Genomic DNA, 21,543 nt, shown 5'->3' with positions numbered 1-21,543 from the left:
GTCGAGCTTTCAGCGAGCTCCTCAGCTCGGCAGTGCGGCGAAGCCGATGAGCGCCCACGCGATGGCGAGGAGCCCCACGGCGATGATGCCGATGTTCCATCTCGTCTCGACGATGCGCTGCCCGCCTGGATTGGCCAGCTCTTCGTCGCTGAGAGCCGAATAGCGTTCGAGCACGGTATCGACCGCCGGGTTCGGATTCTCGACGAGCCGGCGGATGCCGTGCTCGTCCTTCTCCCACTTCTTGCCCTTGCCGGCCAGCGGCCATGAGGCGAACTTCTTCGCATGAGTGCGCACACTGAGACCGAAGTGGGTCTCGAAGCCGTCGACGAGGTTCCACGGGATCGTCACGGTCTGCAGGGGATTGACCAAGACGATCTGCCGTCGGTGCAGCTCGACACGGGGATATCGGTAGAAGACGAAGACCAAGGTGCCGACAGCCAGCGGAATGCCTGCTGCGGCGAGTCCGCGCAGCGTGAAATCGCCGAACACGATCGAGAGCACACCGAAGGCACAGAGCCCTCCGACGATGAAGAACAGAGCCGTCGAGCTCGTCGTCCGCACGACGGTGGGCTCGGTCTCATTGCGATCTATCTCACTGTCAGCCACCTGTTCATCCTATCCATTGAGACTGGGCAAAACTTGTCCGTTCCCTTGGTTTCGAAACGGTAACGATTCGGAATTTTGCTCATTATGTGGACTCGGTCACAGTCTCCGGTGAATTAACTTTGATGCATTCCATGTGAAAAACATGAACGCGGTCACATGCGCTTCGGTCTCTGCCGATCCGCTGCACGTGACCGGAATGCACTCCGGTTTCGGGGTGCAAGAACGAGGGTGACTCGCCCTAGAACAACAAGGAGAGAACGTGAACAAGCGCTTCCTCGCGGCCGGTGCCTCTGTGGCTGCCGCTGCAATGGTGCTCACCGCCTGCACACCCCCTGGCGGAGGCGACGACAGTGAATCGTCGAAGAACTCCCAGCTGAACATCGGTTGGAACGAATCGTTCCGATCGATGAACACACAGACTGCCAACGGCAACGCTGTGTCGAACGCCATTCTCACCTACATGATGAATGACAACTTCGGCTACTACGACGACAACCTCGAGGTCCAGGACGGCGCGCTTGGCAAGCTCGAGAAGGTTTCAGACGACCCGTTGAAGATCAAGTACACCTTCAACGACGATGCCAAGTGGTCGGACGGCACCCCTGTCGACGCAGCGGACCTCGCTCTGACCTGGGCGGCCACGTCGTCGAACTTCAACACCGTCGAATCGAACAACAAAGACGACGGATCGGTGAAGGAGAACGACGCGAAGACGGTCTATTTCGACTCGGCGTCTATCGGCCCTAAACTCGTCAAGGACTTCCCCGAGATCTCTGACGACGGTAAGGAAGCCACTTTCGAGTTCTCCAAGCCGTTCGCAGATTGGCAGACCGGATTCGCCGGCATCGGGCCCAACGGAGTGGGCGTTCCCTCCCATATTGTTGCGAAGAAGGCTCTCGGGATCGACGACCCGGAGAAGGGCAAGGAAGCGATCCTCAAGGCCATCAAGGACAAGGACACCGAGAAGCTCTCGAAGATCTCGAACACCTGGAACACGGGGTTCGACTTCACCTCGATGCCGGAGGACGAGGACCTGCTCGTCCATAACGGCCCGTACAAGATGACGAAGTTCGAAGAGGGCCAGTACGTCACCCTCGAACTCGATGACAAGTACACCGGCCCGACCAAGCCGAAGGTCAACACCGTGACCGTCCGTTACAACGGAGATCCGATGGCAATGGTCCAGGCGATCGAGAACGGCGAGGTCGACTTCACCCAGCCGCAGGCGACCGCGGACGTGCTCTCTGCCGCGGAAGACATCGACGGCGTCAACGTCGATTCTGCCGATGGTGCGACCTATGAGCATGTCGACTTCACTTTCGATAACAAGGGACCCTTCGACCCGGCCGCCAACGGCGGGGACGAGGACAAGGCGAAGAAGGTTCGTCAGGCCTTCCTCAAGACCGTCCCTCGTCAGGACATCGTCGACAAGATTATTAAGCCCCTCAACGACAAGGCCGTCACTCGTGACTCCTTCAATCAGGTTCCCGGCTCCCCAATGTACGACGAGATCGTCAAGGGCAACGGTATGGAAGACCTCAAGGAAGTCGATGTCGACGGTGCGAAGAAGCTGCTCAAGGAGGCCGGAGTCTCCAGCCCGACGGTTCGCGTCATGTACGACAACACGAACTCGCGTCGTCAGCAGGAGTTCCAGCTGATCAAGGAATCAGCCGAGAAAGCCGGCTTCAAAATCAAGGACGTCGGCGATGTCAACTGGGGCACCCGCCTCGGCGACGGTACCTACGACGTCTCGTTGTTCGGCTGGCAATCGGAGTCGACCGGTATCACTGATTCCGATGCGAACTACCGCACCGGAGCTCAGAACAACTACGGCGGCTACTCGAACAAGAAGACGGACAAAATTCTCGACAAGATCGTCGGAGCTCCCGAATCCGAGCACGCGAAGCTGTCCACCGAGTTGGAAAAGCAGCTGACCGAGGACGCTTTCGGCGCACCGCTGTTCCAGCATCCAGAGCTCGTCATTTACCGGGACAAGCTGAAGAATGCCAAGTCGACTACTGTTTCGCCGACAATTTTTTGGAACTACTGGGAGTGGGAAGTCAACTGATCCGCGGCTGACGCGATCGGTTCTTCTCCACCCAAGCCTTCTGTGGGGATCACTGTGTGGTCCCCACAGCGGCGTTTTCGGAAGATTGAAACGGAACCCCCATCATGATCAGATTCATCCTCCGACGATTGCTGTCGACAGCGCTCGTGCTGCTCGTCGTCACCTTCGTCCTCTACCTGCTCCTCAACGTCGCCCTGGACTTCTTCTGGGACCTGCGTGCGAGCACCTCACCGAACATCGAGGCCCTCTACGAATCGCGTCGAAGGCTCCTCGACCTCGATACCCCCGCAGTCGTCCGCTACTTCAAGTGGCTGGCAGGCGTCGGCGGCTGCGCCATCGGCCAATGTGACTTCGGCATAGCCTGGAAGTCCGGCCAAGAGGTCACCGACCAGCTGCAGGGCGCTATCGTCAACACGATCAAGCTCATCACCGCCTCGACGATCGTGGCCATCATCCTCGGCATCGCCGTCGGCATGATCTCGGCCATCCGCCAGTACTCGGGCTTCGACTACTTCATCACCTTCGTCTCGTTCCTCCTCTACTCGCTGCCCGTCTTCTGGGTTGCGGTGCTGCTCAAGCAGTACGGCGCGATCGACATCAACAACTTCATCAACGATCCGACCCTGGAATCCTGGTGGCCGATCATCATCGGCTGTGTCGCCATGGGGCTGTTCTGGATGGGTGCGCTCGGCGGCAGCGCCAAACGGCGAGCCATCACCTTCGCAGCTGCCGCACTCATCACCTTCGGCACCATCTACTACATCCTCGCCAGCGGCTGGATGCAGCACCCGACGATCGGCCTCCTCGGCGTCGTCGTCATCGGCGCCGGCGCGGCCATCGTCATGACGTATCTGTCGACGGGGCTGAAGAACCGTCGCGTGCTCTATGCCTCGCTGACCACAGTCGTCATCGGCGCGCTGCTCTACTGGCCCCTGATGAACCTCTTCTACTACGTCGGAATGAACTGGCTGTGGATGTTCGGCCTCCTCATCGTGACTATCGCGATCGCCGTCGGCGTCGGCCTGGCGTTCCGGGGCCCCGACCCCTGGGACACCGCACGGACGACGAGCTTCACCGCCATCATCGTGGCCGTGCTCATCTTCGCCGACCGCGTGCTGCAGGGCTGGCAGGAGTATTCGGACGATCCGGCGATTAACAACCGCCCGATCGCGACGATCGGCGCATCGGCACCGAACATCGACGGAGACTTCTGGATCACGAACCTCGACTCATTCACCCACCTGCTGCTGCCGTCGATCGCGCTGGTCCTCATCTCCTTCGCCTCCTACACCCGCTACACACGCGGTTCGATGCTCGAGGTCATGGGACAGGACTACATCCGCACTGCACGAGCCAAGGGCCTCAACGAGCGCACGGTGATCATGCGCCACGCTCTGCGCAATGCGCTGCTGCCGTTGGCCTCGGTCATCCCCGTCGACATCATCACGATGATCGGCGGCGCCGTCATCACGGAGACGATCTTCGGCTGGAACGGCATGGGCAAGCTCTTCATCGACTCGATGCGACAGTCAGAGCTCGACCCGGTCATGGCCTACATCCTGATCACGGGTCTGCTCGCCATCATCGCCAACCTGGTCGCGGACTTCCTCTACGCCGTCCTCGACCCGAGAATCCGAGTGAACGCATGAGTACCAACAACGACAATCAGAACGCTCTCGCTCTCGACGAAGTCGGGGACAATGCGATCGAGTCGAAGGAAACCGAAGGCCTGTCGCAGGGCAAGATCGTCCTGCGCAAGTTCCTCCGCCACAAGGGTGCGATGATCAGCATCGTCGTCCTCGTGCTTGTGGCGATCTTCGCCTTCAGCGCACAGGGTTTCGCGGGCATTCCCGGCTGGTGGAAGTTCAGCCACACCGCTTCGGGACCCGTGGTGAACCCCGGGGGAGCACCGACCTGGTCGTTCTCGAACTTCTTCTCGCCGGGTGACCACCCCTTCGGACAGGACGAGATCGGTCGTGACAACTTCGCCCGAGTGATGAAGGGGACGCAGATCTCGCTCGTCGTCATGTTCATCATCGGCATCGTCTGCCTGATCATCGGCACGATCGTCGGCGCAGTCGCCGGATACTACCGCGGTTGGGTCGATTCGGTCCTCATGCGCATCACCGACGGTTTCGTCATCCTGCCGGTCATCGTCGTGGGTTCGATCCTCGGCGTCCTCGTCGGCGGCGCGAACGGACCGCTGCTCGGTGTGGCACTGGGCTGTATCCTCTGGGTCGGCCTCGCACGACTCGTCCGCGGTGACTTCATGTCTCTGCGCGAACGCGAATTCGTTGATTCGGCCCGCGTGGCCGGTGCGAGCGACTTCCGGATCATGTTCAAGCACATGCTGCCCAACGCCATGGGAGTCATCATCGTCAACACGACGCTGATCATGAGCCAGGCGATCGTGCTCGAAGCCTCGCTGAGCTACCTCGGCTTCGGCATCAAGCCGCCCGGCATCTCGCTGGGCCAGCTCATCAGCGAATACCAGACCTCCTTTGCCACGCGTCCGTGGCTGTTCTGGTGGCCCGGTCTGTTCATCATCGTCATCGCTCTGTGCGTGAACTTCATCGGCGACGGACTCCGCGATGCGTTCGACCCGCGGATGAAGACCATCCCGAGCTGGAGGAAGATGAAGAAGGCCGAACGCATGGCACAGAAAGGGGCGAAGTGATGGCTGAGAAGAAAACAGACACCCAGCCGAAGAAGGGTTCCCCGATCCTCGAGGTCAACGACCTCGGAGTCCAATTCTGGGTCAGCGACGAATGGTGGATGGCCGCCGAACACCTCGACTACACGGTCAACGCCGGTGAAGTCCTGGCCATCGTCGGCGAGTCCGGTTCCGGCAAGTCGCAGTCGAGCATGTCTCTGCTCGGGCTGCTGCCGAGCAACGGCCGGGCCGCCGGTTCGGCGAAGCTCAACGGCCGTGAGCTCATCGGAATGCCGCCGGAGAAGATGCAGGCCCTGCGCGGCAACGACATCTCCGTGATCTTCCAGGAGCCGATGACCGCGCTCAACCCGGTCTACACCGCCGGGTATCAGATCGTGGAGACGCTGCGCGTCCACCTCGACATCGGTCCCAGCGAGGCCAAGGAACGAGCGCTCGAGCTCATGCGCCTCGTCGAGATCCCCGATCCGGAGGACCGGTTCCATTCGTTCCCGCACCAGCTCTCCGGCGGCCAGCGTCAGCGCATCATGATCGCACAGGCTCTGGCCTGCCAGCCGAAGCTGCTCATCGCCGACGAACCGACCACGGCCCTCGACGTGACGGTGCAGGCCGAGATCCTGAAGCTCATGCGTGAGCTGAAGTCGAAGCTCGATGCCGGAATCATCCTCATCACGCACGATATGGGTGTGGTGGCTGACATGGCCGACCGGATCATCGTCATGCGCGCCGGCCAGGTGGTCGAATCGGGCACAGCGGAGGGGATCTTCTACAACCCGCAGCATCCGTACACTAAGCAGCTCCTCGAGGCTGTGCCCCACCTCGGTGCGGGAACCGAAGACGAAGTGTTCGGCGGCAGCATCGGCGACGTCGAGGCCTCCCTGAGCGATATCAGCTCCGATCAGTCCTCGCACGCTGCGGACCCGGTCGGGCAGCCCGACACCGGCACCGGCGGCGATGGTCTCTCCGAGGCCGGAGCTGCCGATATGGCCGTGGCCGAGGCGCGTGCTCAGGCGAGCGAGCAGGATCGCCGGGACATCGAGATGGATTCCACGGAGACGTACTACCATCCTGGTTCGCAGGCGGACTTCTCGAAGCCCTCGGCTCTGCAGCTGCGTGATGCCGCGATCGAATATCCCGCGATCGGACGGAAGAAGGCGTTCCGCGCCGCTCACCACATCAACCTCATGATCGCCCCCGGCGAAGTCGTGGGTCTGGTCGGCGAATCCGGGTCGGGCAAGACCACGATCGGGCGCGCCGCTCTGGGTCTGCTGCCCACGGTCGAAGGCGATATGGTCGTCAACGGCACGAGCATCAAGGGCCTGAGCAACAAGCAGATGCGACCGCTGCGCAAGGAAGTCGGAATCGTGTTCCAAGATCCCGGTTCCTCGCTCAACCCGCGACTGCCGGTCGGGGAGTCGATCGGTGAGCCGCTCTACCTCCATGAGGCGATGAAGGGGCCGGAGCTGAGCAAGCGGGTCGAGGAGCTGCTGACCGCGGTCGAACTGCCGACTTCGATGCGCAACCGCTATCCGCACGAACTCTCCGGCGGTCAGCGTCAGCGCATCGGCATCGCCCGTGCACTGACTCTGCGACCGAAGCTGCTCATCGCCGATGAGCCGACCTCGGCGCTCGACGTGTCCGTGCAGGCGAAGGTCCTCGACCTGTTCGAAGGTCTGCAGCAGGAATACGGCTTCGCGTGTCTGTTCATCAGCCACGACCTGGCTGTGGTCGAACGCATCGCTGAGCGCATCGCGGTGATGCGCCACGGCTACCTCGTCGAGATCGGAAAGTCCTCGCAGGTCGTGTCGAACCCCGTCCACCCGTACACACAGCGGCTGCTGTCGGCGGTTCCGGTTCCGGATCCGAAGGAGCAGCGCAAGCGTCGGGAGGCCAGGGACGCGGTCCTCGAGGCCACGATGAACGCCTGAGCCCGCCGCTGGGCAGGAGGCGATGGCCTCGCCTGCCGTCGAATGTGGTCACAGCACCGAGGCAGATCGGCCCCCAACGGTCGATTCTCCTCGGCGCTGTGACCACATTTCGCATTCACCGCACCGACTGACCCCACCCATCGCTGTGCGCCGTCGCGCACCCCGGCTGTCGTTGCGAATGCCTCAGTGGCCGTATAATTGTCTGTTGGGTCCGGGCTGGACCGATCTCTCTATCTCAAAAAGGTTCTTGATGACTGAAGCCATCACACGACGGGAAAACCGCCGAAACGTAGCAATCGTCGCACACGTCGACCACGGCAAGACCACTCTGGTCGATGCCATGCTCCGGCAGACCGGTGTGTTCAGCGAACACGGCGACTTCGCCGAACGCGTCATGGATTCAGGCGACCTCGAACGCGAGAAGGGCATCACCATTCTCGCGAAGAACACCTCGGTCCTCTACAACGGCCCCTCGGCCGGTGACGACCCCATCGTCATCAACGTCATCGACACTCCCGGCCACGCCGACTTCGGCGGAGAGGTCGAACGCGGACTGTCCATGGTCGACGGCGTCGTCCTCCTCGTCGACGCCTCCGAAGGTCCGCTGCCGCAGACCCGCTTCGTCCTGCGCAAGGCGCTGGCCGCGAAGCTGCCCGTCATCCTCGTGATCAACAAGACCGACCGCGCCGATGCGCGCATCGACGGAGTCGTCGAGGAAGCCCAGGACCTGCTCCTGGGACTGGCCTCCGACCTCGCCGACGAAGTGCCCGATCTCGACGTCGACTCCGTCCTGGACGTGCCCGTCGTCTTCGCCGCCGCGAAGGCAGGTGCCGCCTCCCTCGAACAGCCCGCCGATGGAGCGGTCCCGGACAACCCCGACCTCGAGCCGCTGTTCAAAACCATCCTCGAGACGATCCCGGCACCGGAGATCAACTCCGACGGCATCCTCCAGGCTCATGTCACGAACCTCGACGCCTCACCGTTCCTCGGCCGTCTGGCACTGCTGCGCATCTTCGGCGGCACGCTGAAGAAGGGCCAGCAGGTCGCCTGGGCCCGCGGTGACGAGATCAGCTCGGTGAAGATCACCGAACTGCTCGAGACCCAGGGTCTCGACCGAGTGCCCGCCACGGAGGCCTCGGCCGGTGACATCGTCGCTGTGGCCGGCATCCCGGACATCATGATCGGTGACACGCTCACCGACATCAACAACCCGAAGCCGATGCCGGCGATCATCATCGACGATCCGGCGATCTCGATGACCGTGGGCATCAACACCTCGCCGCTGGCAGGCCGTGAGAAGGGCACGAAGGTCACCGCTCGCATGGTCAAGGACCGCCTCGACCAGGAGCTCGTCGGCAACGTCTCCCTCAAGGTCGTTCCGACCGAACGTCCCGACGCCTGGGAGGTGCAGGGGCGCGGAGAGCTGGCCCTGGCCATCCTCGTCGAGCAGATGCGACGCGAAGGCTTCGAGCTCACCGTCGGCAAACCTCAGGTCGTGACCAAGCAGGTCGACGGCAAGCTCCATGAGCCCTTCGAAGAGCTCACGATCGACGTTCCGGAGGACTACCTCGGCGCCGTGACCCAGCTGCTCGCCGCACGCAAGGGCGTCATGTCGACCATGACGAACCACGGCACCGGCTGGGTGCGGATGGAGTTCAAGGTTCCGGCTCGCGGTCTCATCGGCTTCCGCACCCGGTTCCTCACCGAGACCCGCGGCACCGGAATCGCGAACACGATCTCGGCCGGATACGGTCCATGGGCCGGCAACATCGAGTTCCGCATCAACGGATCGCTCGTTGCCGACCGCCCCGGAGCCGTCACCCCGTACGCGATGATCAACCTGCAGGACCGCGGCACCTTCTTCGTCGAACCGACCTCCGAGGTCTACGAGGGCCAGATCGTCGGCGAGAACTCGCGCGCCGACGACATGGACGTCAACATCACGAAGGAGAAGAAGCTGACGAACATGCGTTCGGCATCGGCTGACAGCTTCGAGAACCTCACCCCGCCGCGCAAGCTGACCCTCGAGGAGAGCCTCGAATTCGCCCGTGAGGACGAATGCGTCGAGGTCACCCCGGGTGCCATCCGCATCCGCAAGGTCGAACTCGACCAGAAGGAACGCGCAAAGCTCTACGCGAAGATGCGCCGCCAGAACGCCTGAGCCGGATTCCCAGAGCCGGCAGCACCGAATGACCTCGAGCACCCAGGAACCAATGACTGTTACGCCACGCGTCCTCCTCGTGCACGCTCATCCCGACGATGAGACGATCACGACGGGCGGCACGATCGCCGCATTGGTCTCCGAAGGTGCCGAGGTCATGGTGCTCACCGCCACCCGCGGTGAGGGCGGCGAGGTCATCCCCGCCGAGCTGCGGCATCTCGAAGGCGACCGTGCCGGTCTCGCCCGGGTCCGGGAACAGGAGATCGCCGAGGCGATGCGTGCCCTCGGCGTGCACATGCACACCTTCCTCGGCGGGACCACCCGGACCTTCGAGGATTCGGGAATGGAGTGGGGGCCGGACGGACACGCCCGCCCCGCGTCGACGATGCCCGACAATGCGCTGTGCGCGGCCGATGTCACGACCGTGGGCCGGCATATCGCCGCCGTCATCGACGCCTTCGAACCGCATGCGGTCATCACCTATGCCGCCAACGGCGGATACGGACACCCCGATCACGTGCGGGTGCACGAGGCCACGACCCTGGCTTTCGACCTCGCCGAATGGCGGACCGGTCGGCTCCTCTGCGTCGACACCCCCACCGAGGCGGCCCGCAGGTCGTTCGACCCGAACCAAGACGGTTTCGCTGCCGCCGGATTCTCCGCGGCCGAGACGATCCCGGCCAAGCCCCCGATCGGTGACATCGTCATCGACCAGGACGTCACTTCGGTGCTGCCGGCCAAACGCGCTGCCTTGGAAGCGCACCGCACTCAGGTGAGCGTGTCCGGCGGATTCTTCGCCCTGTCGAACGGCGTCGGTCAGAAGATCGGCGACCGCGAATACTTCTCCATCGGCGCAGGGGCCCCGGTCCCAGCCGAAACCCTCAACGGGGGACCGGCTCCGCACGTCCTCACCGGGCTCGACATCGCAGCGGTGGAAACTCAGGAGAACGCGGCAGCCGCTGCGCCTCTGCGACGTCGTCGCGAACCGCGGAAACCCGGAATCTTCGCCTACCTCCACTCCGTCGTACTCGGACTGCTCATCGCATTCCTCGGCACCATGCAGCACCTCAACGTCACGGTGATCAGCCTCGGGGGGACCCCGATCATCCTGCCGTGGGGACTCGTACTGGCCCTGGCCCTGGCAGCGGCGGGACTGTGGCATCTGAAGACGATGTACCGCAGCAGCGCCCCGATGCTGGTCGCAGCCGTCATCATCGCCGTCCTGTCCTTCGCCTTCGGCCAACCGAAGTGGCTGCCCGGCTCCGATATGATCGTGACCGGCCTGCTGCGTTCCGTTGTATGGCTGCTCGGACCGATGGTCCTGGCCGCTGTCTTCTCCTTCATCAACGTGCGCGGGTACGATCGCACTCGCTAGACTCGTGCGAACCGCACCGAATCAGTCGATCTCGACACCCTCGGGAGAATGATGCCGACCACGACCTTGTCCGATGGAACCTCGAACCCCGGCGGGCCCGACCCGTCCGGCAGCGATGCCCGGAAGAAGAGGGTCTGGCCCTTCATCCTCCTGGCAGTGCTCGTGCTGGCCGCCGTCTACGTCATCATCGGCTTCTTCAGCGGACGAGTGCTGGCCCCGGGGACGACCGTGGCCGGAATCGACATCGGCGGCAAGTCCGCGACGAATGCCGAGACCACCCTGCGCAGTGAACTGCGGGACGACGCGGAGAAGGTCATCGTCCTGAAGGCAGGGGAGCCGACCGCGAAGCTCGACCCGGACAAGGCCGGAATCACCTTCGACGCCGAAGCCACGGTCGACCGCGTCACCGGCTTCAGCCTCGACCCCACCGTCATCTGGCAGCGCCTGTTCGGCGAAGACGACATCGATCCCGTCATCGACGTCGACGAGAAGAAGTTCGACAAGGAGACCTCGAAGGTCACAGAATCCCTCGCCGTCGAACCCACAGACGCAGAACTCGAGTTCGACAAGACTACGCCGAAGGTCAAGGACGGCAGGAAGGGCCAGACCGTCGACTCCGCAGATGTGCGCACGGCCGTCGACGAGCATTGGCTGCGCACCGAGGATGCTCTGCCGGTCAGCCCGACGAGCATCGATCCCGATATCACCACGGCCGAAGCCGAAGACATTGCCGACGGTTTCGCGAAAGACGCCGTGAGCAAGGACCTCACGATCACGGCGAAGCCGGCGAAGGATGCGGACTCCGAGGTCAAGGGCGGTGATCTCACCGTGTCCCCGAAGATCGTTGCGAAGACTCTGACCTTCAAGGCCGAGGACTCGAAACTCAAACCGGTCTTCGATCAGGACGAGCTGCAGAAGTCGGTGCTGGCTGCGAACAAGGACATCGGACGACCGGCCGAAGACGCCGGTTTCGAGATCAAGGACGGCAAGCCCGAGGTCGTGCCCTCCCGCGATGGAATCGGGATCAAGGCCAAAGAGCTGACCACGGCGGTCACCGACGCCATCAACGGCAAGGACGACAAGCCCAGCGTCACTCTGGCCTCCGTCAGACCCGAGTTCACGACGAAGGACGCGAAGAAAGCGGACGTGTCCGACACGGTGTCGCACTTCTCCACCGGGTACAGCTCCGAACCCAACCGCGACACTAACCTGCGGGTGGCCTCGAAGAAGGTCTCCGGCACCGTGCTCCAGCCCGGTGAGCAGTTCTCCCTCAACGAAGCATTGGGCCAGCGCACCGCCGCGAACGGCTACAAACCTGCCGGCGTGATCTCCGACGGGCAGATGAAGGAAGACTACGGCGGAGGAGTCTCGCAGGTGTCGACGACACTGTTCAATGCCGCATTCTTCGCCGGTTTCGACCTCGATGAACACCAGGCGCATTCCCGCTATATCTCCCGGTACCCCGAAGGTCGGGAGTCGACCCTCGACTGGTCTTCGATCGACATGAAGTTCACGAACAATTCGAAGACCCCGGTCGTCCTCGACATGTACCTCAAGGACGGTGAAGTCCACGCGAAGGTCTTCGGCACCAAGAAGTACGAGGTCTCGGCCGACGCTTCGGACCGGTTCAACCACACCTCACCGGGGTCGGTCACCGAAAGCGGAGCCTCGTGCACCCCGCAGTCGCCGAAGGGCGGCTGGTCGATCCGGATCACCCGGACGATGAAGGACATCGCTTCGGGCAGGACCACGGAAGACGGCTTCACCACGGTGTACCGGCCGGTGAACGAGGTTGAGTGCAAGGGCTGAGCCTGTACGAGTCTGCCTCACTCTGAGCCGTTTCGCCGCAGCCCGCGGCCGATCCCGGCCACTCAGTCTGCTTCGGCGTACCAGGACCGGTGACGCACGGTCGCCCCGAGAGAGGCGAAGAGGTTCACCGACGCTTCATTGCTCGACTCGATGTCGACGAGGTAGGACCGGACTCCGCGCTGAGCGAGCAGCGCTGCCGCGGCACCGGCCACCGACCGTCCGGCGCCTCGTCGGCGGAGATCAGGGCGAGTGATGAGGTTGGTGATGACACCCCATTTGCTGCGCTCGACCACTCGGCAGGCCGCCACCATCGACCGAGACCCATCGGGATGCTGAGCATAGGCGGTGACGAACTCACACGGCTGATCGGCTTCGATGAGCGTGCGGAACGCCCCTTCCGCTCCCGGTTCGTCACCGGGGCTGCGCTGGGACGTCCACGCGGCGAAATGCTCATCGGTCGGCGCATCGGAGACGTCGATGATCAGGCCGGGCGCGGCCGCCTCGGCGGGGGAGGACACACCGCCGGCCGCCTCAGCGGTGGCACCGGTGAGCAGGAGGACCGCCTCGGAGGGTGTGTAGCCGCGAGCCGAGAGGAGGGGAGCGAGCCCTTCGCATTCGGGCGCCAGCGCTGAGGAATCGTCGGCGGAGTAGATCTGGATGCGGCTGGGCCTGCCTCGAGCCCGATACCATGCCTCGACGGCGTCGAGTCCCTGTTCCCAGCCCAGACCGGAATCGGTCACCGGCAGACAGGAATTGGCCCGGCGGGTCGCGGATTCCGAACTGCGCAGCAGCCAGCCCTTCTGCAGCAGGCTGACCTGGGCGGCCGCCTCGGTGCCTTCGTTGCGCAGGTTCTCCACGTGCAGCCAGGACACATCGTGGGGAAGCCAGGCGGACGCGGAGATGCGTCGCAGATCCACGACGGAGACGATCTCGTGGGTGCGTCCGGCCTTCGTCGGAGCCGGCGGCACCTCGTGGACGAGGAGGATCTGGTCGCGAGCGATGCGCAAGGGCCCGCGCTTCGTATCGATCTCGAGCCCCGCCTCGTCGACGGCTGTGACGACGCCGAGGGCATCGGACGTCGAATGGGTGTCACCGGGGTTGAGCGAATACCGCACGACCACTCGTCTGCCGGGCTGCAGATCGTCCACTTCTGGCCTTCCTCCGCGAAAATGATGCCCTCCCACCCTATGACACGGCGGTCCCGCCGGGGCGCAGGCGTGAGCGGGGATGTCAGATGCAATGTGAATCACCTGACACCGGTGGTCACGGGAATCGGGCGAAGGCGTATTGTGGAGTCTATATGCGCACCATCTGTGAGTCTTTCGAGGAGTCAGTCCAGTGACGTACATCATTGCCCAGCCCTGTGTCGACCTCAAGGACAAGGCCTGCATCGACGAATGCCCCGTCGACTGCATCTACGAGGGCGAACGCAGCCTCTACATCCATCCCGACGAATGCGTCGACTGCGGTGCGTGCGAACCCGTGTGCCCCGTCGAGGCCATCTTCTATGAAGACGATGTGCCCGACGAATGGGAAGAGTACTACAAGGCCAATGTCGAATTTTTCGACGACCTCGGTTCGCCCGGAGGCGCGGCGAAGCTCGGCAACACCGGCAAGGACCATCCGATCATCGCCGCCCTGCCGCCGCAGAACCACGACGACTGAACGATGACGAACTCTTTCGGACTCAACCTGCCGGACTACCCGTGGGACCGGCTCACCGAATTCCGTCGCCGGGCCGCCGAGCATCCCGACGGAATGTGTGACCTCTCCATCGGCACTCCCGTCGACCCCACCCCCGAGGTGATCCGTCGTGCACTGGCCGAGGCCGGAGACGCCCACGGGTATCCGACGACTGCCGGGACCCTGCAGCTGCGCGAAGCAATTGCGTGGTGGTACGAGAACTGGCATTCGGTACAGCTCGACCCCGCGACCGAGGTTCTGCCGACCGTGGGCTCGAAGGAGCTCGTGGCGTGGCTGCCGACGCTGCTGGGCCTGCGTGAGCGCGGCCTGGTCGTCGCCTGTCCGTCAGCCGCCTACCCGACCTATGAGATGGGTGCGACGATCGCCGGAGTCGAATGCCGTCGCATCGACGCCGCGCAGATCGTCGACGGAGCCTCGTTGGAGGGCGTGGGGCTGCTGTGGATCAACACTCCGAGCAACCCGACGGGCGAGGTCCTCGGTGTCGACACCCTCGCCGAGGTGGTCCGCCGTGCTCGTGCCGCCGGAGTCGTCGTCGCCTCGGACGAATGCTACGGACTGCTCAACTGGAAGTCCGATGAACCGGCGCCGAGTGTGCTCTCGGCCGCGGGGGAATCCTATGCGGGCGTGCTCAGCGTGTATTCGATGTCGAAGCAGTCGAACCTCGCCGGCTATCGGGCGGCGTTCGTCACCGGTGATGCCGAGCTCATCTCCGATCTCACCCGAACTCGTAAGCACGCGGGTATGATCGTGCCCTTCCCGATCCAGGAAGCCATGGTCGCCGGCCTGCGCGACACCGAGCATGTGGTGGCACAGAAGGAGACCTACCGGTCACGGCGTGTCCGGCTGCGAGCCGGACTCGAAGACTTCGGATTCCGCATCGACCATTCGACCGCCGGTCTCTACCTGTGGTCGACCGCGGACAAGAACTGCTGGGACTCCCTGGCAGACCTCGCCGAACTCGGCATCGTCGCAGGTCCCGGCGAGTTCTACGGAGCGGCGGCTGCCGATCATGTGCGGATTGCGCTGACCGTAGCCGACGAACGCATTCAGGCCGCGGCCGAACGTCTGCGAGCCGGCGCGTAGACGGACCTTCGCCCGGGAGTCGATGGAACTTCGCACGAGGAATCCGATGGTTTCCGAGCGTCCGCTAAGCTCCCGCTAAGACTTCATGCAGGACAAAAAAGTCGGTATCTTCCCACATCAGAGGCATTACTGGCCGGTAAATGAAGGGTGCAGTGATTTTCTGATTCCCGCAGTTGTCGGTAGTCTTTGAAAGAACTGTGCAAGACACCTCAGGAAGTTCTTGAGGTCGATCAACGGTGAGGAGATCGAATGACTTCGGAGGCGAACCTCAGGATCGCTGATACGGAGCTGACACTGCCCGAGGTGTCAGCGACAGCGGGCAACAACGGATACCGTATCGGTTCTCTGCTGAAAGAGACCGGCGCGGTCACATACGATCCAGGGTTTGCCAACACCGCGACCACCTCGTCGTCCATCACCTACATCGATGGTGACGAGGGCGTTCTGCAGTACCGCGGATACCCGATCGAACAGCTCGCCGAACAGTCCAACTTCGTTGAAGTCTGCTACCTCCTCATCTACGGTGAGCTGCCGACTCAGGAGCAGTTCGACGCGTTCGACGCCCGCCTGCGCGGACACACCATCGTCCACGAGGACCTGCGACGCTTCTTCCGCGCGTTCCCGTACGACGCTCATCCGATGCCTATGGTTGCAGCTGCCGTCGCGGCTTTGTCGACGTTCTACCAAGATGACCTCGATGTCTTTGACGAAGGGCAGATCGACACTTCCTCGTTCCGCCTGCTCGCGAAGATGCCGACCATCGCCGCTCTCGCGCACCGGAAGAACATGGGGCTGCCGGTCATCCACCCGGATAACTCGCTCAGCCTCGTGGAGAACTTCCTGCGTGTGAACTTCGGCGTTCCCGCTGAGGAATACGAGCCGGATCCGCTGGCGGTCAAGGCCATGGATCAGCTGTTCATCCTCCATGCCGATCACGAGCAGAACTGCTCGACTTCGACGGTTCGTCTCGTCGGCTCCTCGCAGGCCAATGTGTTCCAGTCGATCTCGGCCGGCGTCAACGCCTTGGCCGGACCCCTGCACGGCGGCGCGAACTCCGCCGTCCTCGAGATGCTCGAGCAGATCTCGGCATCCGACGACGGACCGAAGAAGTTCATGGAGCGCGTGAAGAACAAGGAAGACGGCGTCCGTCTGATGGGCTTCGGTCACCGCGTGTACAAGAACTACGATCCGCGCGCGAAGATCATCAAGAAGACCGCCGATGAGGTCCTCGCCCGTTCCGGCGGCGACCCGCTGCTCGAACTGGCTCAGCAGCTCGAAGAGATCGCACTGGCCGACGACTACTTCGTCGAGCGCAAGCTCTACCCGAACGTCGACTTCTATACGGGGCTCATCTACAAGGCTCTCGGATTCCCGACGAACATGTTCACCGTGCTGTTCTCGGTCGGCCGTCTGCCCGGCTGGATCGCTCAGTGGCGTGAAATGATCAAGGATCCCGAGACCAAGATCGGTCGTCCGCGCCAGATCTACACCGGCGCCTACAACCGCGACTACAAGGACATCAGCGAACGCTGAGTCCCGGAACTCAGAAGTCCGCGTCACCGCAGACGGCTGAGTGCCGCCACGGCACAAGGGTTGCCGCGGCAGACGCAACGGCGTCGGAGCAGAATCGTCTGTCCGGCGCCGTTGCGCATTCACTCATCGCGTCCCACCTTCCTCTCGCAGCCTTCCTCACCGCTTCAGACGCGTCCTACCGTTCCCGGTTGTCTGCACTGCTGGCGGCTTCTCCTACAGGCACCTGCGCATCCTTCACCTTCAGCGGCAGATCCTCCTGCAGGACCAGTATGTTAAGCCTGTATGTTAAGCCTGTTGCGGGTGAGGGATGCAGGTTGGGGCCGCCGAAACGCGGCGTGCGAGCGGCTTGTCTCGTGTGCCGGCATCCCTCACCGCTGGCGGCTTTTCATACAACTGCCTGAGCACCCCTCACCTTTCGTGCCATAACCTCCGGCAGGAGCGGGGCGTTGTGGAAGTCACGAGGTGTATTGATGCTAGGAGGGTGTCGTGTCGCGAAGCATGTCGGATGTGGGTGCCTGCGCGGCGGGGAGGTGAATGCGCTGAGGGCGGGGCGGGGAGGTGAATGCGCTGTGGTGCCGGCGGGGAGGTGAATGCGCTGAGGGCGCGTCCACGTGATGTGAACGCGCCCTCAGTGATTCGGCACAGGTGTTTCCGCTCGGGCCCAGTCGTCATCGCCGATCCGCAATCGCGCAGCGCACGGCTGGCCCGCGGGTCAGTGCAGGTCGGGGTTGAGCGCGATGCCCTTGGAGTCGCGGGCGATCGCCTCGACGGTGCCGGTCACCGAATTGCGGCGGAAGAGGATGTTGTTCTTCCCGCTGAGCTCGGCGGCCTTGACCACGACATCGTCTTCGCCGGGGACCGTCACACGGGTGCCGGCAGTGATGTAGAGGCCGGCCTCGACGATGCAGTCGTCACCGATGGAGATGCCGACTCCGGCATTCGCGCCGAGCAGGCTGCCCGCGCCGATGGAGATGCGGTGCGTGCCGCCGCCGGAGAGCGTGCCCATGATCGAGGCTCCGCCGCCGATATCCGATCCGTCACCGACGACGACGCCTTGGGAGACGCGTCCTTCGACCATGGCCGAGCCGAGCGTGCCGGCGTTGAAGTTCACGAAGCCTTCGTGCATGACCGTTGTGCCCGGTGCCAGGTGAGCGCCGAGGCGGACACGGTCGGCATCGGCGATGCGCACGCCGGAGGGGATGACGAAGTCCGTCATTCGCGGGAACTTGTCGAGTCCGTAGACGGCGACGGGTCCACGACCGAGAAGCTTCGCGCGGGTGGCCTCGAAGTCCTCGGGCGAACAGGCGCCGAAGGACGTCCACACGACATTGGCGATATGACCGAAGATGCCGTCGAGGTTGACATCGTTCGGGGCCACGACGCGGTGGGACAGGGCGTGCAGACGCAGGTAGGCATCGGCCGCCGAGGCGGGGCCGGCGTCCAGATCGATCGTGGTGGTGACGACCTCGGAGTGAGTGCCGCGAGCCTCATCGGTGCCCACCAGAGCGTTGAGGCCATCGTCGACGGCGCGGGCGGTGGCGGCCTCCTCGGCGGTGTCATGGGTATCACCGGTGCTCAGCGCGGGGTACCAAACAGAGAGGACGGTGTCGGAATGAATCGTGGCGAGTCCACGTGCGGAAACAATGCGTTCTGTCATGCCTCAAGCCTAGACGGTGGCGCCGTACTAGGCTAAGAGACATGACTGTCGATCCATCTGCTGAGACTGATGCCATATTCGCACCCACCGGAGACCTCGGTGAGTACCTGTTCGCCGCACTGGGCGACCCGGGCGAACTCACCGGTCGCCTGTGCGCCGTCGAATCCGTGTCCGGGAACGAGACAACACTGGCCGATGCCGTCGTCGACGTGCTCGAGAGGATCAGCGCGGGCCCGGGACCGGACCTGGAGATCCTCCGCGACGGCGACACCATCATCGCTCGCACGCACCTGGGCCTGGCCGAACGCATCGTCGTCGCCGGCCACCTCGACACCGTCTCCGTCGAAGACAATCTCCCGCCCGTGCGCACTCACCTGACCGGGGCGGATTACCCCGACGACGAGGTCATCTGGGGCCGCGGGGCGTGCGATATGAAGGCCGGAGTGGCGATGCAGCTGTCCACGGCGGCCGCGCTGTCCGCCCCGAACCGCGATGTCAGCTGGGTCTTCTACGACCACGAGGAAGTCGATGCCTCGCTCAATGGGCTCGGCCGCGTCTCCCGCAGCCACCCGGACTGGCTGGCCGGTGACTTCGCGATCCTCGGCGAACCCTCGAACGCCTCCGTCGAAGGCGGCTGCAACGGGACCATCCGCGTCGACGTCACCACCACCGGTGTGCGCGCCCACTCGGCCCGCGCCTTCATGGGCGTCAACGCGATCCACTCAGCCGCCGAGGTGCTCACCCGGCTCGCCGAGTTCGAGACGGGCACCGTCACGGTCGACGGCCTCGACTACCGCGAATCCCTCTCCGCTGTGAACATCCGCGGGGGCGTCGCCGGCAACGTCGTGCCCGACGAATGCGTCGTGTCCGTGAACTATCGCTTCGCCCCGAGCAAGTCGGCGGCCGAGGCCGAAGGATTTCTGCGCGAGCTCTTCCACGGATTCGACCTCGTCGTCACCGATGCCGCCGAGGGCGCACGTCCCGGGCTCGACAGGGCGATCGCCCAAGACTTCATCGACACTCTCGGACTGTCCCCGGCTCCGAAGCTCGGCTGGACCGACGTGTCCCGGTTCAGCGCGCTCGGCGTTCCGGCGGTGAATTTCGGTCCCGGCGATCCGCTGTATGCCCACAAGTCGGATGAGCATGTGAGAGTCACCGAGGTGGAACAGGCCACCGCAACTCTGCGCAGCTACCTCCAGGGCCGGTGAACGAGATGGCCAGATCGACAGACGATTCGACAGGCGATTCGACAGACGATTCGACCGGCGACCCGGCGGTCGACCCTGGTTTCTACAACAAGGGGCCGCTACGACTGAGCGGTGACCAGGTGCCGGCGACGACGACGGACCAACGCCTCCTCGAATCGAAGTCGGACACCGACTGGGTGCACGAGGATCCGTGGCGAGTCATGCGGATCCAAGCCGAATTCGTCGAAGGCTTCAGCTCTCTGGCCGAGATCGGACCGGCCGTGTCGATCTTCGGCTCCGCCCGACTGAAGGCCGGCACTCAGGCCTATGCGGACACCCGGGAGATCGCCCGCCGCCTCGCAGACAACGGCAATTCGATCATCACCGGCGGGGGACCCGGAATCATGGAGGCCGGCAACCACGGTGCGTGCGAGGGCGGTGCAGTGTCCATCGGTCTGGGCATCGAGCTGCCCTTCGAAACCGGTCTCAACGAGCATGTCGAACTCGGCGTGAACTTCCGCTACTTCTTCGTCCGCAAGACCATGTTCCTCAAATACTCGCGCGGTTTCGTCGTCATGCCCGGCGGCTTCGGCACGCTGGATGAGCTGTTCGAGGCCTTCACCATGGTCCAGACCGGCAAGGTCACCTCATTCCCGATCGTGCTCTTCGGCACCGGCTATTGGCAGGGCCTCGTCGATTGGATGCGCGATACCCTCCTCGCCTCGGGAACGATCACCGAAGCAGACCTGCGCATGTTCACCCTCACCGACGACATCGACGAAGTCGTCGCCGCGATCGGACCTGGCTCGAATCCGAACGGCGAGGTCTCCACCGCGGACAAGCCTGCGAACGGCAGATCGTGAGAGGCGACACCTCAGCACAGCCGGAGGCCGAGCGGTTCGACCTGGCCCGAGCTCAGCCCGGAATCCCGGCGATCATGGCCGTGATCAACCGCACCACCGATTCGTTCTACGAATCGGCCGCCACCCTCGACCAGGCGATCACCGCAGTGGAGGGCGCCGCCTGCGCGGGTGCCCAGATCGTCGATATCGGGGGAGTGCGTGCCGGCCGCGGGCGGGAGATCTCCGTGGACGAGGAGATCGACCGCGTGTGCCCGACGATCGAAGCCGTGGCCCGGGCTCACCCGCAAGTGCTCATCAGCGTCGACACCTGGCGCCATGAGGTGGCCGAGGCCGCCTGCAGGGCCGGTGCCGGGCTGCTCAACGACACGTGGGCTGGGGTCGACCCGGAGCTCGCCGAGGTGGCCGCCCGACATGATGTCGGCATCGTCTGCTCCCATACCGGGGGCCTGAGCCCGCGCACCGACGCCCACCGCAGCCGCTATGGCCTGCGGGCCGGGGACGTCGTCGGCTCCACCCTGGCAGGCGTAATCGAACTCGCCGAGGCGGCCCGCGCAGCCGGCGTGCCCGAGGAACGGATCATCATCGATCCCACTCCTGACTTCGGGAAGAACACCTACCACTCGCTGCGGCTGCTGCGAGAACTCGACCGGTTCACCGCCACCGGCTATCCGGTGCTGCTGGCGATCTCACGCAAGGATTTCGTCGGAGAGGCCATCGGCGCCGTCGGTCCAGCGGACCGGCTGTACGGCACGATCGCCGCGACCGCACTGGCCATCGAGAAGGGGACGGCGCTGATCCGCACCCACGATGTGCGAGCCACCGCGGACGCGATCGCCGTGACCTTGGCGATCACCGGTGAGGCGGCGCCGAAACACACCGTACGCGGACTGCGCTGAGC

General features: G+C 63.9%; 16 protein-coding genes. 13 read left to right on the top strand and 3 right to left on the bottom strand.

The genetic code is table 11. From position 1 onward, the window contains the following. Positions 1-21: 21 nt before the first annotated feature. Positions 22-606 (bottom strand): hypothetical protein, encoded by a 585-nt coding sequence (locus GUY37_RS10890; RefSeq protein WP_228278143.1) that lies wholly within the window; start codon positions 604-606, stop codon positions 22-24. A gap of 259 nt (positions 607-865) precedes the next feature. Between GUY37_RS10890 and GUY37_RS10885 the strand changes: the two genes are divergently transcribed. From GUY37_RS10885 to GUY37_RS10855, 7 genes are all read left to right on the top strand, one after another. Further along, positions 866-2,674 carry an ABC transporter family substrate-binding protein gene (locus GUY37_RS10885; RefSeq protein WP_166825446.1) on the top strand — a complete coding sequence of 603 codons (1,809 nt, stop codon included), beginning with the start codon at positions 866-868 and terminating at the stop codon, positions 2,672-2,674. 104 nt (positions 2,675-2,778) lie between these two features. Continuing rightward, complete coding sequence (locus tag GUY37_RS10880; RefSeq protein WP_166825443.1) at positions 2,779-4,323, top strand: ABC transporter permease; 1,545 nt, start codon at positions 2,779-2,781, stop codon at positions 4,321-4,323. Further along, positions 4,320-5,351 carry an ABC transporter permease gene (locus GUY37_RS10875; RefSeq protein ID WP_152347973.1) on the top strand — a complete coding sequence of 344 codons (1,032 nt, stop codon included), beginning with the start codon at positions 4,320-4,322 and terminating at the stop codon, positions 5,349-5,351. The genes GUY37_RS10880 and GUY37_RS10875 overlap by 4 nt, the downstream gene beginning before the upstream one ends. After that, positions 5,351-7,273, top strand: a complete 1,923-nt coding sequence (locus GUY37_RS10870; protein WP_166825440.1) for an ABC transporter ATP-binding protein — start codon at positions 5,351-5,353, stop codon at positions 7,271-7,273. Before GUY37_RS10875 ends, GUY37_RS10870 begins: the two co-directional genes overlap by 1 nt. 250 nt (positions 7,274-7,523) lie before the next feature. After that, positions 7,524-9,434: a translational GTPase TypA gene (gene typA / locus GUY37_RS10865; protein WP_166825438.1), complete on the top strand. Its 1,911-nt coding sequence runs from the start codon at positions 7,524-7,526 to the stop codon at positions 9,432-9,434. Positions 9,435-9,486: 52 nt separating this feature from the next. Next, positions 9,487-10,809: a PIG-L family deacetylase gene (locus tag GUY37_RS10860; protein ID WP_166825435.1), complete on the top strand. Its 1,323-nt coding sequence runs from the start codon at positions 9,487-9,489 to the stop codon at positions 10,807-10,809. A 48-nt stretch (positions 10,810-10,857) separates the two neighbouring features. After that, entirely contained in the window at positions 10,858-12,618 is a 1,761-nt protein-coding gene (locus GUY37_RS10855) for a VanW family protein (protein WP_228278142.1), read from the top strand. Between the two features lie 62 nt (positions 12,619-12,680). On the opposite strand, the gene GUY37_RS10850 is transcribed toward GUY37_RS10855, so the two are convergent. Next, the gene (locus GUY37_RS10850) at positions 12,681-13,766 is read right to left on the bottom strand and encodes a GNAT family N-acetyltransferase (RefSeq protein WP_166825433.1); all 1,086 of its coding nucleotides are present in this window, start codon (positions 13,764-13,766) and stop codon (positions 12,681-12,683) included. A gap of 190 nt (positions 13,767-13,956) precedes the next feature. On the opposite strand from GUY37_RS10850, the gene fdxA reads away from it, so the two are divergent. The 3 genes from fdxA (at position 13,957) to GUY37_RS10835 (ending at position 16,938) form a co-directional block, all read left to right on the top strand. Continuing rightward, positions 13,957-14,283 (top strand): ferredoxin, encoded by a 327-nt coding sequence (fdxA, locus tag GUY37_RS10845; RefSeq protein WP_039210571.1) that lies wholly within the window; start codon positions 13,957-13,959, stop codon positions 14,281-14,283. Positions 14,284-14,286: 3 nt separating this feature from the next. Then, positions 14,287-15,405 carry a succinyldiaminopimelate transaminase gene (gene dapC, locus GUY37_RS10840; RefSeq protein ID WP_166825430.1) on the top strand — a complete coding sequence of 373 codons (1,119 nt, stop codon included), beginning with the start codon at positions 14,287-14,289 and terminating at the stop codon, positions 15,403-15,405. Positions 15,406-15,654: 249 nt separating this feature from the next. Continuing rightward, the gene (locus GUY37_RS10835; RefSeq protein WP_152347979.1) at positions 15,655-16,938 is read left to right on the top strand and encodes a citrate synthase; all 1,284 of its coding nucleotides are present in this window, start codon (positions 15,655-15,657) and stop codon (positions 16,936-16,938) included. 712 nt (positions 16,939-17,650) lie between these two features. On the opposite strand, the gene dapD is transcribed toward GUY37_RS10835, so the two are convergent. Further along, positions 17,651-18,595: a 2,3,4,5-tetrahydropyridine-2,6-dicarboxylate N-succinyltransferase gene (gene dapD, locus GUY37_RS10830; RefSeq protein WP_152347980.1), complete on the bottom strand. Its 945-nt coding sequence runs from the start codon at positions 18,593-18,595 to the stop codon at positions 17,651-17,653. A 41-nt stretch (positions 18,596-18,636) separates the two neighbouring features. Between dapD and dapE the strand changes: the two genes are divergently transcribed. From dapE to folP, 3 genes are read left to right on the top strand one after another with little or no spacing between them, the layout of a single operon-like run. Next, positions 18,637-19,803 carry a succinyl-diaminopimelate desuccinylase gene (gene dapE / locus GUY37_RS10825; RefSeq protein WP_166825427.1) on the top strand — a complete coding sequence of 389 codons (1,167 nt, stop codon included), beginning with the start codon at positions 18,637-18,639 and terminating at the stop codon, positions 19,801-19,803. A gap of 5 nt (positions 19,804-19,808) precedes the next feature. Next, positions 19,809-20,645 (top strand): LOG family protein, encoded by an 837-nt coding sequence (locus GUY37_RS10820; protein ID WP_166825424.1) that lies wholly within the window; start codon positions 19,809-19,811, stop codon positions 20,643-20,645. Next, positions 20,642-21,541, top strand: a complete 900-nt coding sequence (folP, locus tag GUY37_RS10815) for a dihydropteroate synthase (protein ID WP_228278141.1) — start codon at positions 20,642-20,644, stop codon at positions 21,539-21,541. Before GUY37_RS10820 ends, folP begins: the two co-directional genes overlap by 4 nt. Positions 21,542-21,543 lie beyond the last annotated feature (2 nt).

Origin of the sequence: Brevibacterium limosum, from assembly GCF_011617705.1 — a bacterium.
GTDB classification, from domain to species: Bacteria; Actinomycetota; Actinomycetes; order Actinomycetales; family Brevibacteriaceae; genus Brevibacterium; species Brevibacterium limosum.
The sequence above is the reverse complement of the archived record's forward strand: the minus strand, read 5'-3'. Positions and strand labels throughout refer to the sequence as shown.